Source organism: Pseudomonas sp. KCJK9058 (assembly GCF_046230975.1).
GTDB classification, from domain to species: Bacteria; Pseudomonadota; Gammaproteobacteria; order Pseudomonadales; family Pseudomonadaceae; genus Aquipseudomonas; species Aquipseudomonas alloputida.
In genome coordinates, this window is the sequence record NZ_JBJJLR010000033.1 from 47,507 (window position 1) to 61,771 (window position 14,265).

A 14,265-nucleotide genomic window follows, 5' to 3' on the forward strand; every position below is an offset into this window, starting at 1 on the left:
GTCAGCTTTTGTCGGGCCCCCTGTCCCGGCGCTGGAACTCTCAATGCTGACCGGTAGCTACTCCTCTTCGCTGGTGTTGATTTCGCTGTGCGTGGCGATACTGGCATCCTATACCGCCCTTGACCTGACCGGCCGCATCGCCACGGCCAAGGGCCGCGCTGCCTGCCTGTGGATGGGCGGCGGTGCGTTGGCCATGGGCATCGGCGTGTGGTCGATGCACTTCATTGGCATGCTTGCCTTCAGCTTGCCCATCGACTTGGGGTACGACCTGGCCCTGACCGCGTTCTCGCTGCTGATCGCTGTGCTGTCCTCGGGCTTTGCCTTGTGGCTGGTCAGTCAGCCGAGCCTGCCAGCGCTGCAGTTGGGGTTCGGTGCGCTGATCATGGGCGCCGGTATCGCCTGCATGCACTACACCGGCATGGCCGCGCTGCGCATGCTGCCAGGCATCGATTACGACCCGACGTTGTTCGGCGCTTCGCTGCTGATTGCCGTAGGCGCCTCGGCGGCGGCATTGTGGATTGCCTTCCGCCTGCGCACACACACACCCTATATACGGCAGATCCGCGGCCTGGCGGCGGTGGTCATGGGCGTTGCCATCGTGGGCATGCATTACACCGGCATGGCAGCGGCAAACTTCCCCGAGGGCAGCTTCTGCGGCGCGCTGGGGGGCGGGTTGCAGGGGGACAGCCTTGTTTACCTGGTGCTGATCACCACGCTGGCAGTACTGGCAGTGGCTTTGCTGACTTCGGTGCTGGACGCGCGTCTCGAGGCACGTACTGCCGAGTTGGCCCGTTCGCTGACCTTGGCCAACCAGGAACTGACCCAACTGGCCTTGCACGACACCCTCACCGATCTGCCCAACCGTACCCTGCTGGCGGACCGCATCGAACAGGCCATTGCCAAAGTGGCGGAGCAGGGCGGTTGTTTTGCCCTGATGTTCATTGATCTGGACGGCTTCAAACCCGTCAACGATGCCTTTGGCCATCATATCGGTGACCTTCTGCTCAAAGCGGTGGCGGCCCGCCTGCGCGGCCACCTGCACAGCCAGGACACGCTGGCACGGATTGGCGGCGACGAATTCGTGCTGCTGGTGGAACTGCAGGAGCCGAACGATGCCATGGACGTGGCGGTCAAGCAGGTAAACCTGGTGTCCCGGCCTTTCCGCGTGGCCGAGCACGACCTGCAACTGTCGGCGAGCCTGGGCATCGTTCTGTACCCGGGCAATGGCCAGGACCAGCATGAGCTGCTGCGTAACGCCGACGCTGCCATGTACCATGCCAAGAGCGCCGGCAAGAACGGTTACAGCTTCTTCGATGTGTCGATGAACAGCAACGCGCGCCAGCAGTTGCAGCTGCTGCAGGACTTGCGCCTGGCGCTTGAGCAGCGCCAGTTCCGCTTGCATTATCAGCCCAAGTTCGACGCCCAGGCCTGCCAGCCGATCGGTGCCGAAGCATTGCTGCGCTGGGAGCACCCGCAGCAGGGCCTGCTGCTGCCTGACCGCTTCATCGGCCTGGCAGAAAAGACCGGCCTGATCATCCCCATTGGTGAGTGGGTACTCACTGAGGCCTGCCGTCAGATGCGTCAGTGGCTGGACCAGGGGCACCATGGCTGGCGCATGGCGGTGAACCTGTCGGCCATCCAGTTCTGCCATGCCGGTCTGGTCGACAGCGTGGCCCGCGCCCTGCAGCAGAACGGCTTGCCAGCCAACTGCCTGACACTGGAAATTACCGAAACCACCGCCATGCACGATGCCGATGCCAGCCTGACCGTGCTGCAGCGCCTGTCCGACATGGGCGTGGACTTGTCCATTGATGACTTTGGTACGGGCTATTCCAGCCTGATGTACCTCAAGCGCCTGCCAGCCAACGAGCTGAAAATCGACCGCGGCTTCGTACGCGACCTGGAGCAGGACAGTGACGATGCAGCGATTGTTTCGGCAATTGTCGCACTGGGCCAGGCGTTAGGCCTGCGTATCGTTGCCGAGGGGGTTGAAACCGACAAGCAGCAGGACTTCCTGACCCGTCTGGGGTGTGATTCGTTGCAGGGCTACCTGCTGGGCCAGCCCGTGCCGGCCGAGCAGTTCATGAGCAAGTTGCAGGACATGGGCCCGGAACTCACTGCTGCGGGCTAGGCGCTGTATGAAGAGCCTTGATACTCGGTGAGGCTGCGTTGAAAACAGAGCCTAGACTGCATCGCGCAAGGTAAAGGCGGGAATGAAGGCATCCATTTCCGCCTCGACGGCCTCGATGATGCGCTCTACATCGGCGGCGGCCATGATCGCTGCACAGGGGATGCCCGCAATCGCCAGCAGGGTTTCACCGCTGGCGCGGTCGAACAGCCGCGCGACCATGCTGCGTGGCGCATCCATGCTGGCCTCGAAACCCAACGGATGGAAATGCCAGCGCATCACCTGGCAGGCGTTGGGGAACGTCATCTTGTTCATGCCAGCCTCCTTTTCCGTACCTGGACGTGATGAGCGGGTGGCCACATCGATGCGGCCGCCGGGAAACTAAAGATAGCACCTGCTACGCGCGATTATCGGTTGCAAGTACGACAAATGTGCGAATGCATGACAGCGGTCACACCCTTGTCATGGGTCCAGTGTGTGGGCTGGCTGCACGGGCAAACGTTTTCCCGACCGCAAGGTGTCAGGTAACCATCGGGTTTCGTGGCGTTCGCTGACGTTCGACGCGCAGGTTTTTCAGACGAGCGGCTTGCTTAACCCAGCAACCCGGCAGCGATGTTGATAGTGAACCCCAGAATCGCCGTATTGAACACGAAGCCCACCAACGAATGCGCCAGCACCACCCGCCGCAACCCACGCCCGGCGACGCCCACGTCCGAGGTTTGCACCGCCACGCTGATGGTGAACGAGAAGTAGTGGAAGTCCCAGTAATCCGGGTTGCGCTCGCCATCAGCGAAGCGCAGTGGGGGTTCGTGGTTTTGCCCGGTGTAGAACAGGCGGGCGTAGTGCAGGGTGAATATGCAGCCGATCAGCAGCCAGGAACCGGCGACGGTCAGGCCAGTGTAGAGATAGTGCACGGCCAGGGCCGTGCCTTGCAGGCCGCGGCTGGAGACCAGTTGCAGGGTGACCGCGGCAAGGCTGGCGATGGCGGCGATGCACACGGTCAGCAGGACCAGGCCTGCGTTCTCGTCTTCGACGCCGGCGACTTTGCGGACCTTTTCCGGGCTGGCTGTCCAGCTCAGGTAGAGCACCAGCAGCAGGTACAGCCACACCCCCAAGTTCCAGCCAGCGAGGATGTGCTGCACGGTATCACCGGCGGGGATCAGCCAGGCGCCAGCGAGGCCGACTGCAGCGGCGAGGCTCAGGCGGGGGTGTGTGCGGGTCAGGCGATGGAAAGCCATGGGGCCTCATTCACAAGGGGTATGGCTTGTACTCTAGACCGTCATAGGGTGGGGTGGGAGGCGCAATACCCTGCAGGGCCTGGGGTTTCTTTGAGTCCCCCATCGCACGGCATTGCAACTCTCAGTACACTGCACGTTCCAACACCAACATCCGTTGAACTCGAGGTTTTTGCATGACGCTCAGTCCTTTGGCAGGCAAGCCGGCTCCGGCCAGCGTGCTGGTCGATATTCCCCGGCTGCTTACCGCCTATTACACGGGCCGCCCAGACGCTGCCGTGGCGGCCCAGCGCGTGGCCTTCGGCACCTCGGGGCACCGGGGCAGTTCGCTTGAATTGAGTTTCAACGAGTATCACGTCCTGGCCATTAGCCAGGCGATCTGCCTGTACCGGCAGGAAAAAGGCATCGATGGCCCGCTGTTCATCGGCGCCGATACCCACGCCCTGTCAGCGCCGGCGACCGCCAGCGCCCTGGAAGTGCTGGCCGCCAACGGCGTGCAGGTGATGCTGTCCAAGGATGACGAATACACGCCGACGCCGGCGGTTTCCCACGCCATCCTCTGCCACAACCGTGGCCGCACGCAGGGCCTGGCTGACGGTATTGTCATCACCCCGTCGCACAACCCGCCGCAAAGCGGTGGCTTCAAGTACAACCCGCCCAACGGCGGCCCGGCTGACAGCGACGTGACCAAGTGGATCGAGGGCAAGGCCAACGAGCTGCTGGCGGCTAACCTGGCGGGCGTCAAGCGCATGGGCCATGCCCAGGCGCTGCAGGCGCCGACCACCCACCGCCACGATTACGTCAGCAACTATGTGGCCGACCTGGAAAACGTCATCGATTTCGATGTCATCCGTGGCGCCGGGTTGCGCCTGGGCGTCGACCCGCTGGGCGGGGCAGGGGTACGCTACTGGTCGGCCATTGCCAAGCACTACCAGCTGGACCTGGAAGTGGTGAACACCGAGGTCGACCCGACCTTCCGCTTCATGACCGTCGACTGGGACGGCCAGATCCGCATGGACCCTTCCTCACCGTATGCCATGCAGGGCCTGATAGGCCTGCGCGAGCGCTTTGATGTGGCCTTCGCCTGCGACCCGGACCACGACCGCCACGGCATCGTCACCCCTGACGGCCTGCTGCAACCCAACAACTACCTCGCCGTGGCCATCGACTACCTGTTCCGCCACCGCCCACAGTGGCGCACCGACGCCGCCGTGGGCAAGACCGTGGTCTCCAGCGGCCTGATCGACCGCGTTACCCAACGACTGGGCCGCGATCTGTATGAGGTGCCGGTGGGCTTCAAATTCTTCGCCCAGGGCCTGTACGACGGTTCGCTCGGTTTTGGTGGCGAAGAAAGTGCAGGGGCTTCGTTCCTGCGCCGCGATGGCTCGGTGTGGGCCACCGACAAGGACGGGTTGATCCCGGCCTTGCTGGCCGCCGAAATGACCGCCCGTACCGGGCGTAACCCGAGCCAGGCTTATGCCGACCTGACCGACGCGCTGGGCAAGCCGTTCGCCACCCGTGTCGAGGCCAAGGCCGATGCGCGGCAGAAGGCGTTGCTGAGCAAGCTGGCGCCGGAGCAGGTGAAGTCGACAGAGCTGGCCGGTGAGCCGATCGTGCAGATCCTCAGCCACGCCCCAGGCAATGGCCAGGCGATTGGCGGGCTTAAGGTGATGACTGCCAATGGCTGGTTCGCCGCGCGCCCGTCGGGTACTGAAGACATCTACAAGATCTACGCCGAAAGCTTCATCGACGAGGCGCATTTGCAGCGTCTGGTGCAGGAAGCACAAGTGCTGGTCGATGAAGCAATTGCCTGACCGGTAACAAACCGCTTGGTTCTGTGGCGGGATGTAAATTAGAATTAATCTTATTTACTCCGCCGCAGGACCCTCCTCATGATCGACGCCGCGCCGCCACCGCAGCCTGGCCTGCCTGCCCTGTACCGGGAGCATCGCGGCTGGCTTGAAGCCTGGTTGCGCCGGCGTATGGGCAATGCCTGGGATGCCGCCGACCTCAGTCAGGATACTTTTCTGCGCATTCTGGCCAGCGCCCAGCCGCTGGCAGACATACGCGAACCGCGTGCCTACCTGCTGACCGTGGGCAAGCGTTTGCTCAGCAACTTCCACCAGCGACGTAGCCTGGAGCAGGCCTACCTTGATGCCTTGGCGCAGTTGCCCGAGCAACACGTGCCGTCGCCAGAACAGCGCTGGGTACTGCTCGAAACCCTGCAAGCATTGGATGAATTGCTCGACGGCCTCAAGCCGGCGATACGCAAGGCCTTTCTCTGGAGCCAGCTGGAAGGCTTGGGCTACGCCGAGATTGGCCAGCGCCTGGGCGTCTGCCAACGCTCGGTGAAACGCTACATGGCGCAGGCTTACGAACATTGCCTGTTGGCCGAGTTGCAATGAGCCCCCACCCCCCAGAAACCCGCGAGGCGCTGCGTGCTGCAGCCCGTTGGCTAGCATTACTGGATTCTGGCGACGCAAGCGAATCTGACCTGCTGCGTCTGGCGCAATGGCGCGCCAGCAGTCACCTGCACGAAGACGCCTGGCAAAAGGCATCGCTGCTGCGAGCGCGGTTTGCCGGGTTGCCCGGCGCATTGGCGATGGCCGCCCTGGATCGTCCGGATGCCGGTCGTCGGGCATTGCTCAAACAAGCCCTGGGTGTGACCGCGTTGTTGCCGGTGGCCTGGCTGGTGAGCCGTGAGCTGCCGCTGGATGCCTGGACCGCCGACATGCGCACCGCGGTAGGAGAGCGCAGGCAGGCACTGCTGAGCGACGGCACCTTGTTGCAGTTGAACACCGACAGTGCGGTCGATATCGAGCTGGGTGCAGGCCGCGTGGCACTGCTGCGCGGTGAAGTGGCCGTCAGCGTGCCCGCTAACCTGAGCCTCACCTTGCAGGTGCCTTACGGCCGGGTGGTGCTCAGTGGGGGCGAGGCGTGCCTGCGCCTGCTTGATGAGGCCTGCCGGGTATCGGCGATCAAGGGGGCGGTCAGCCTGCAGCCGTTGCGGGGTCCAGCCGTGATGCTACAGGCCGGCCAACAGGCCAGTTTGCAGGCGGCCGGCGTTGGCCCTGTCAAAGCGTTCGACGCATGGCAACTGGGCTGGCGCGAAGGTGCGCTACGGCTGGACGACCGCCCGCTGGGCGAGTTGCTGCACGAACTGCGCAGGTATCGCCCCGGCGTACTGCGCTGGGCACCAGAACTGGAGCGCTTGCGTGTTACCGGCACGTTCCGCCTTGACGACACCGACCGGGTGTTGGCCCTGCTCGCCGCCAGCCTGCCGTTGCAAGTGCAGACCCGCACGCGTTATTGGGTGAGCCTGGCCGCACGAGAAAATCGAGCATGAGGCTGTCCCCTTTTTTTCACTCGCCGGTCATTACCGGTAGGAGAAAATAAAAGGGGAGCCTTGTTCAATGCCTGCAGTAAAATCTTGCCGCCTGCGCCCACTGGCGCGCGCAGCACATCCATTGTTCGCGATGAGCCTGCTGTTGTGTGCACCCGCCTGGGCCGATGAGCCGGCCCGGCGTACGTTCCAGGTGGCGCCAGCCAGCCTGGGTGCCGCTTTGACCCATTTCGCCGACCAGGCCGGTGTCAGCCTTTCGCTGGACCCGGCATTGGTAGAGGGCCGGCAAAGTAACGGCTTGTCCGGTCGTTACAGTGTCGATGAAGGCTTCAACCAGTTGCTGCGCAGTAGCGGCCTGCAGGCGCTACCGGTGGGTGAGGGGGCCTTCACCCTGATGCCGGCCCCCCAGGCCAGTGGCGCGCTGGAAATCGCCCCCACCCGCATCGTCGGCGGCCTGGCCGCAGGCAACGAAACGCAGTCGTATGCCGGTGGCCAAGTGGCACGCCAAGGGGCACAAGGTTTGCTCGGTTCGCGCGACTTCATGGAAACCCCGTTCAGCATCACCAGCTACACCAGCGATCTGGTCAAGAACCAACAGGCGCGCACCTTGGGCGAGCTGATTGCCAGTGACCCTTCAGTGCGTGCTACCAACCCGGCGGGCGGGCGTTTCGAGCAGTTCACCATTCGCGGCTTCAGCCTGTTCAACAGTGATGTGGCCTACAACGGTCTCTATGGCATCTTGCCGACGTATTCGATCGACATGGAAATGGCCGACCGGGTCGACATCATCAAAGGCCCCAGCCAGTTGATCAATGGCATTTCGCCGCGTGGCAGCGTGGGCGGCGGTATCAACGTGCAGCCCAAGCGAGCCGCTGACAAGCCGATCACCGAATTCACCGGCAGCTACGCCTCGGCCGGCCAGGCTGGCGGCGCAGTGGACATCGGCCGTCGCTTTGGTGAAGGCCAGCAGTTCGGCGTGCGCTTCAATGGCGTGAAGCAGGCCGGTGATACCGAATGGGACCACCAGCGCGTCGACCGCGAAATGGCGGTGCTGGGCCTGGATTTTCGAGGCGAGCGCCTGCGTCTCTCGGCAGACCTTGGCCACACCGAGCGCGATACCGACGCCCCGCAGGAGCGTGTGCTGGTCGGTGCCAATGCCAATGTGCCCAATGCCAATGACGTACGCCACAACTACGCCCAGGCCTGGAGCAAGGCGCGTACCAACGACACCTTCGGTGCGCTGAACGCCGAGTACGATATCAGCGAATCGCTGCTGGCCTATGGTGCGGTCGGTGCGCGCAAGAGCAACCACGACTTCCTGCGCCATAATGTGTCGATCACCAACGATGCCGGCGACTTCACCGTGCAGCCGCGTGACTTTACCCGGGACGAGTCGGTGCGCACCGCCATGGCCGGTTTACGTCACTGGTTCCATACCGGGCCGGTGAGCCATGCGCTGAACCTGGCCGCCACCTATTACTACATGGACTTCACCAACGGCGGGGCGCGCTATGCCTCGGCGCCGAGTAACCTCTACAACCCGGTGGCCGCACCGACACCCGGTACGCCAACCCGCCTCGACCCCGAGGTCTACACGGAAAACCGCTTCTCCGGCGTGGCCCTGGCCGATACCCTTGGCTTTTTCGACGACCGCCTGCTGTTGACCCTGGGGGCGCGCTGGCAACGGGTGCAGGTGGATGACTGGAGCGACGGCGTAAAAGGCGATACGGGCTATGACGAAGAAAAGGTCTCGCCTTCTGGGGGCGTACTGCTCAAGGTCACCGACCAGCTCTCGTTGTATGCCAACTACATGGAGGGCCTGAGCCAAGGCAAGATCGCCCCATCGACCTCGATCAACGAAGACCAGATCTTCCCGCCGTTCACCAGCCGCCAGATCGAGGTGGGGGCCAAGTACGACCTCGGCCAGGTGGCCTTTACTGCCAGCGCCTTCCGCATTCGCCAGCCGGCCTACGAGACCAACCCCGCCTCGCGGGTGTTCGGCCCCAATGGCAAGCGTGACAACCGCGGCATCGAGCTGAGTGTGTTCGGTGAGCCGGTGCAGGGCGTGCGGGTGTTGGGTGGGGTGATGTATATCGACAGCGAGCTGACCGACACCGTCGGCGGTGCCTACGATGGCAACCGTGCGCCGGCCACGCCCGAATACAACGTCAATCTGGGGGCTGAATGGGACGTGCCAGGGGTGAACGGCCTGACCTTCACAGCGCGCGGCACTCACTCCAGCTCGCAGTACCTGGACCAGAATAACAGCAAGCGCATCGACGGCTGGGAGCGTTATGACCTGGGTGCACGTTATGCCTTCAAGGTGGACGCCACCGAGGTTACCTTGCGGGCCAGTGTCGAGAATGTGCTCGATGATCGCTACTGGAGCTCGGCAGGGGCGCCGGATGACAGTGAGCCGGGGTTGACCCTGTCCACCCCGCGGACCTATCTGCTCTCGGCCACGGTCGGCTTTTAAACCGAACCCTTGTATACCCAGCGGGAGCGGACGTGCCCGCGAATCTGGCGACTCGGTGCATGGCACCGGCTTCGGCAGTGTTCGCGGCTGAAACCTTTCCCACAGGGGGGCAGTTGCGTAGCTGATCAGCCCGGCGCAAGCGCCCGGCCCAGCTTCTGCGCCTGCCCCTGCAACACCCGCATCAACTGCAGCGCTGCATGCGAGGGCGGCTCGAAGCGCGAATAGACGAAGCTGATATCGAAGTGAATCTCATCGGCCAACGGCACCACCGCCAGCCCGCTGTCCTGTGCAACGAACTCGTCGATCACGCTGATGCCCATGCCTTGCTTGACCAACGCCACAGCCTCGTTGGCATTGGTGAACGACAGCAGTGATTTCAGCTGCAGCCCGCGGCGCCCGATGTGGTCGGCCAACAGCTTGCCAAACGGCATGTCGGGCCGGAACAGCAGCAACGCATGGCCCTCCAGCTGCTGCAGGGTCAGCGCGGGCTGACCGGCCAAAGGGTGACCCGGCGGCATCACCACTACCATGCGTCCACGCATGAACGCTTGCGAATGCAGGTGGTCGTGCACCACCGGCAGGGCGGCGATCGACAGGTCGACCTTCTTCGACAAGATCTGGTTGGGCATTTCGCCCATCAACGAGGTTTGCCACTCGATATTCAGTGACGGTGATTCACGCTTGAGCTGGGCCAGGGCCATCGGGATCACCACCGTGGACAACGACGCACTGCACGAGATACGCAACTTGCGCTGGCCGCCAGCGCCCAGCGCCAGGGCACATTCGTTGACCTGCAACGCTGCCTGGTACACCCGCTCGACCTCGCGAAACAGCACCTGCGCTTCGGCCGTCGGCACCAGGCGGTTGTTGACGCGCTCGAACAGCGGGTAGGCCAGGCGCGCTTCGATGTACTGGATCAGCTTGCTCACCGCCGGCTGCGACACATACAGCAATTTGGCCGCCGCGCTGATCGAGCCCGTCAGCATCACCGCCCTGAACACTTCCATGTGCCGCAGCTTGAACACCATGGGGCTTGCGTCTGCGCCTTCGTTGTCAAGCAGCATGTGTATTACCTTCGGTTATGGTTTTCGCCATCTGGGTATGAGCGTCAAAGCCGGCCACACAGTATCGTGAACCCCAGCCTAACTGCCCTTGCGGCGCACAATAACAAGATCTGCAGACAAGCGCAGTGGCGCTTGACGGGAGTGCTGCGTGAACATATTTGACGAAGCGAAGATCGATTGCCATAACCATTTGTTTGACCCCGCCCGTTTCCCCTATCACCCCGATGCACCCTATGCGCCCTCCGGCCAGGAGGTCGCCACCCAGGCGCAGTTCACCCGGGTGATGGAGGCTTACGGCGTGCAACATGCCTTGCTGGTGGGCCCCAACAGCGGCTACCACACCGACAACCGCTGCCTGCTGCATGCCTTGGCCAGCGGGCAGGGGCGGTTCAAGGGGGTGGCGGTGGTCAAGGCGGACATCAACCTCGACGCGCTGGCGGCGTTACAGGCGCAAGGCGTGGTGGGTATCGCCTTCAACCCCGCGCTTTACGGGGTAGCCAGCCTCAAGGGCGTTGACGGGCTGTTCGGCAAGCTCGCCGAGCTTGGCATGTTCGCCCAGCTGCAGGTGTGTGACGACCAGTTGCTGGACCTGCACGGCCTGCTGCAAGGCTCGCAGGCTCGTCTGTTGATTGACCATTGCGGCCGCCCGGATGTCGCTGCCGGTGTGCAGCAAGCCGGCTTCCAGGCGTTGCTGCGGCTGGCCGACAGCGGCCGCGCCTGCGTGAAGCTGTCAGGCATGCAGAAGTTTGCCGCAGCGGATGCCTTGTTCGAACAGAGCAGTGCATACGTGCAGGCCCTGCTCGACGCCTTTGGCGCCCAAGCCTGTGTGTGGGGGTCGGACTGGCCGTTCATTCGCCAGCCCGCGCGGGTGGACTACGGCCCGCTGCTGAAGTTGGCCGAGCGCCTGATGCCGGATGCCCGGCTGCGCCGCACAGTCATGTGGGACACCCCTCGGCGATTGTTCGGGTTTGCCTAGCCCCTCCGTTGTATGCCCTTCCAACAACAAGCGCGCAATCGTGATGAACACTGAACAGAACACCCGTCCCGGGCGGCATCCTCCATGGCCTGGAGGATCGTCTCGGCTAGCGCCCCAAAAGGCATGTGACCTGCGTCGCTTGCCGGATATTCCTTCTGTCGAAAATGGAGCTGAACAATGAGCCAGTACCTGCAAGGCCAAACCGCTATCGTCACCGGTGGCATGCGGGGCATCGGCCTGGCGATTGCCCGCCGCTTGCATGTCGCCGGCGCCCAGGTGGTGATCTGGGACCTTGCCGTCGATGGCTGGAACAGTACGGAAAACGGCTTCGAGCCGGTGCTGCGCCAGGCAGTGGATGTGTCGTCTCTGGCCTCGGTGGAGGCGGCTTTTGCCCAGACGCTGGCGCGTTTGGGGCAGGTGCAGATCTTGGTCAACAATGCCGGCATCAACGGCCCGGTGGTGGCGTCTTGGGAGTACCCGCCAGACGCCTGGGACAAGGTCATCGCCATCGACCTGAACGGTGTGTTCTATTGCTGCCGCACCGCCATCGCGCACATGCGTGAGCGCGGCTACGGGCGCATCGTCAATATCGCCTCCATGGCCGGCAAGGAGGGTGTGCAGTACATCTCGGGCTATTCGGCAGCCAAGGCCGGGGTCATCGCTTTCACCAAGGCGGCAGCCAAGGAGCTGGCGCAGGATGGCGTGCTGCTCAACTGCGTGGCACCGGCGATGGTCGAGACGCCGCTGATGGCCGAGATGACGGCCGAGCATATTGCCGCGAGCAAGGCCAAGATCCCCATGGGGCGCTTCCTCAAGGCCGAGGAGATTGCCAACATGGTCAGCTGGATCGCCGGGCCTGAGTGCAGCTTTACCACTGGCTTTGTGTTTGACCTCAGCGGCGGGAGGGCGACCTACTGAATGGGCTGGGTGTGGTACGCCCGATGGCGTTGGAGCTGCGCCGGGTAGCCAGCCACGCGCGAACTGCGGGCGACGTCTCGGTGTGCAAGTGCCGTCGTCCGTTGGCGTGCCCGTACCTCAACGCTTGCAAGCAGCGGCACGGGCAACCCAGGCGTGGCTGGACGGGCAGGTGGCAGTCACCCGCCGTCATTCAGGCCTGTGGTCATTCCTGATCAGGTACCACGGCGATCACGTCGATCTCCATCAGCCACTCGGCCTGGGCCAACCCGGCCACCACCAACCCGGTGGAAATCGGGAACACGCCCTTGAGCCATTTGCCCACCTCTTTATACACCGGCTCGCGGAAGCGCGGGTCGGTGATGTAGGTGGTGGTCTTGACGATGTGCGACAGGTCCGAGCCGGCTTCTTCAAGCAGTTGTTTGACGTTCTTCATCGCCTGTTCGGTTTGTGCGCGCGGGTCACCCAGGCCTACCAGCTTGCCTTCGAAGTCGGTACCGACCTGGCCACGCACGTAGATGGTATTGCCCGCCCGCACGGCCTGGCACAAGTCGTTGTCCAGGGTCTGGTTGGGGTAGGTTTCCTTGGTGTTGAACATGCGGATGCGAGTATGGGTAGGCATCAGTGGGCTCCGAGGGTGCTGACATTGCTGATCTTGGCGGTTTGCTGCTCATCCGCTGCGCGTTGCTCGCGGTCGCGGTAGGCGGTGTAGGTACGTTGCGTGGCGATGTGGCCGGCGACGTGCTTGGCGTCGTGCCACACTCCCCAGATGAACGATGAACCACGGCGCGACAACCACGGCAGGCCGAGGAAGTACACGCCCGGTTCACGGGCCACACCACGCTGGTGCTGGGGCTTGCCGTTGGCATCGAAGGTGTCTACCTGCAGCCAGCTGAAGTCCACGCCGTAACCGGTGGCCCAGATGATGCTGCTGACGCCGGCCTTGGCCAGGTCCAGCTGCTGCAGCGGGTTGCGCATGCACTCCGGGTCGGCCAGGCGCTGGCGGGCTTCGGGCTCTTCCGGCAGGTCCAGGCCGTTGCGCTCGATGTAGGCATCGGCCGCATCCAGCAGGGCCAGGTAGCTGTCGTCGCCGCGGTTGATGTTCTCGACCAGGTTGTCCTGGAAGCGCGCGACGCCGTTTTCGAACGACTGGGTCAGGCCGACCAGGGTCATGCCCTGGTGGGCGAGGGCGCGGAAGTCCACGGTGTGGCCACCACGGGCGCCGCTGACCGCGATGGTCACATGCTCGCGACCGGGTTTGGCAATTTCCGCGTCCCACTCGCCCAGCACGCCCAGCCACCAGCAGAAGTCACGGTTGCGGTAGGCACGCGGCGGGCGGTCGTGGGCGCCGACCGACAGGTACACCTGGCGCCCGGCGCGCATCAATTCCTCGGCAATCTGCACACCGGAAGAACCGGCACCGACCACCAGTACCGCGCCTTCAGGCAACTGCTCTGGGTTGAAATAAGCGGCGGAATGAATCTGGTGCAGGTTGCTGTCTTTCGGCGCGATGGCTGGGATCACCGGCTTCTGGAACGGGCCGGTGGCAGCGACTACGCGGTTGGCGCGAATCACGCCTTCATTGGTGTCGATGGTGAAGCCTGGGCGGTCGCTGTTACGCACCACGCGCTTCACTTCAATGCCGGTGCGCACGGGCAGGTTGTACTTGCGTACGTACTGCTCGAAGTAGTCGGCCACCTGATCCTTGCCGGCGAATGCATCGGCGTCGAGGTTGAATTCCAGCCCCGGGAAGCGGTCGTGCCAGGCCGGGCCGTTGGCGACCAACGAGTCCCAGCGGCCGGTACGCCAGGCCTGTGCGATGCGGTTGCGCTCCAGTACCAGGTGCGGCACGCCAAGCTTGCTCAGGTGTTCGCTCATGGCCACGCCGGCCTGGCCGGCGCCGACGACGAGGGTGTCGATTTCGAGGTTGTTCAGTGTCATGTCCGAGCCCTTGTTCAGGCGGTTATTGTCAGGTCGGTTTGGAGGACCGCCGTTGCCTGGAGCCAGACTAGGGATGCCGTGGAAATGGCGAAAATAGTATTTAGCTGGTGCTTGCCGATAAAACGGCGAAGGCCTTGATTTCTCTGGCCTGTGGGGCAGGTTGGCCGGGTGGGTGACGTGGTTTTTC

The 14,265-nt window shown here is 63.7% G+C and carries 12 protein-coding genes; 7 read left to right on the forward strand and 5 right to left on the reverse strand.

The annotated features are described in order from the left end of the window. Nucleotides 1-43: 43 nt before the first annotated feature. On the forward strand, nucleotides 44-2,131 hold the full coding sequence (locus ACK59Z_RS17620) for a bifunctional diguanylate cyclase/phosphodiesterase (RefSeq protein ID WP_108191354.1): 2,088 nt from the start codon (nucleotides 44-46) through the stop codon (nucleotides 2,129-2,131). Between the two features lie 51 nt (nucleotides 2,132-2,182). On the opposite strand, the gene ACK59Z_RS17625 is transcribed toward ACK59Z_RS17620, so the two are convergent. Both ACK59Z_RS17625 and ACK59Z_RS17630 read right to left on the reverse strand, forming a co-directional pair. Continuing rightward, entirely contained in the window at nucleotides 2,183-2,443 is a 261-nt protein-coding gene (locus ACK59Z_RS17625; protein WP_003247746.1) for a DUF1652 domain-containing protein, read from the reverse strand. Between the two features lie 275 nt (nucleotides 2,444-2,718). Continuing rightward, complete coding sequence (locus ACK59Z_RS17630) at nucleotides 2,719-3,366, reverse strand: DUF1345 domain-containing protein (RefSeq protein WP_003247748.1); 648 nt, start codon at nucleotides 3,364-3,366, stop codon at nucleotides 2,719-2,721. Between the two features lie 173 nt (nucleotides 3,367-3,539). Here ACK59Z_RS17630 and pgm point away from each other — a divergent pair, with 173 nt between their 5' ends. The 4 genes from pgm (at nucleotide 3,540) to ACK59Z_RS17650 (ending at nucleotide 9,182) form a co-directional block, all read left to right on the forward strand. After that, the gene (gene pgm, locus ACK59Z_RS17635) at nucleotides 3,540-5,177 is read left to right on the forward strand and encodes a phosphoglucomutase (alpha-D-glucose-1,6-bisphosphate-dependent) (protein WP_108191355.1); all 1,638 of its coding nucleotides are present in this window, start codon (nucleotides 3,540-3,542) and stop codon (nucleotides 5,175-5,177) included. 78 nt (nucleotides 5,178-5,255) lie between these two features. Next, the gene (locus ACK59Z_RS17640; protein ID WP_108191356.1) at nucleotides 5,256-5,768 is read left to right on the forward strand and encodes a sigma-70 family RNA polymerase sigma factor; all 513 of its coding nucleotides are present in this window, start codon (nucleotides 5,256-5,258) and stop codon (nucleotides 5,766-5,768) included. After that, nucleotides 5,765-6,709, forward strand: coding sequence for a FecR domain-containing protein (locus ACK59Z_RS17645; protein WP_409293513.1), 945 nt, complete (start codon nucleotides 5,765-5,767; stop codon nucleotides 6,707-6,709). The genes ACK59Z_RS17640 and ACK59Z_RS17645 overlap by 4 nt, the downstream gene beginning before the upstream one ends. A 67-nt stretch (nucleotides 6,710-6,776) precedes the next feature. Beyond that, nucleotides 6,777-9,182 carry a TonB-dependent siderophore receptor gene (locus ACK59Z_RS17650; protein WP_409293514.1) on the forward strand — a complete coding sequence of 802 codons (2,406 nt, stop codon included), beginning with the start codon at nucleotides 6,777-6,779 and terminating at the stop codon, nucleotides 9,180-9,182. A 125-nt stretch (nucleotides 9,183-9,307) separates the two neighbouring features. On the opposite strand, the gene ACK59Z_RS17655 is transcribed toward ACK59Z_RS17650, so the two are convergent. Further along, nucleotides 9,308-10,246 (reverse strand): LysR family transcriptional regulator, encoded by a 939-nt coding sequence (locus ACK59Z_RS17655; protein ID WP_108191359.1) that lies wholly within the window; start codon nucleotides 10,244-10,246, stop codon nucleotides 9,308-9,310. A gap of 148 nt (nucleotides 10,247-10,394) precedes the next feature. Between ACK59Z_RS17655 and ACK59Z_RS17660 the strand changes: the two genes are divergently transcribed. After that, nucleotides 10,395-11,222: an amidohydrolase gene (locus ACK59Z_RS17660; RefSeq protein ID WP_108191360.1), complete on the forward strand. Its 828-nt coding sequence runs from the start codon at nucleotides 10,395-10,397 to the stop codon at nucleotides 11,220-11,222. 177 nt (nucleotides 11,223-11,399) lie between these two features. Further along, on the forward strand, nucleotides 11,400-12,140 hold the full coding sequence (locus ACK59Z_RS17665; protein WP_003247762.1) for an SDR family NAD(P)-dependent oxidoreductase: 741 nt from the start codon (nucleotides 11,400-11,402) through the stop codon (nucleotides 12,138-12,140). Nucleotides 12,141-12,342: 202 nt separating this feature from the next. Here ACK59Z_RS17665 and ACK59Z_RS17670 read toward each other — a convergent pair whose 3' ends face one another. Together ACK59Z_RS17670 and ACK59Z_RS17675 are read right to left on the reverse strand one after the other, a co-directional pair. Beyond that, the gene (locus ACK59Z_RS17670; RefSeq protein ID WP_003247763.1) at nucleotides 12,343-12,759 is read right to left on the reverse strand and encodes a RidA family protein; all 417 of its coding nucleotides are present in this window, start codon (nucleotides 12,757-12,759) and stop codon (nucleotides 12,343-12,345) included. Then, a complete protein-coding gene (locus ACK59Z_RS17675) occupies nucleotides 12,759-14,078 on the reverse strand; it encodes a flavin-containing monooxygenase (protein ID WP_409293515.1) in 1,320 nt (439 codons plus the stop codon). The genes ACK59Z_RS17670 and ACK59Z_RS17675 overlap by 1 nt, the downstream gene beginning before the upstream one ends. Between the last annotated feature and the right edge of the window lie 187 nt (nucleotides 14,079-14,265).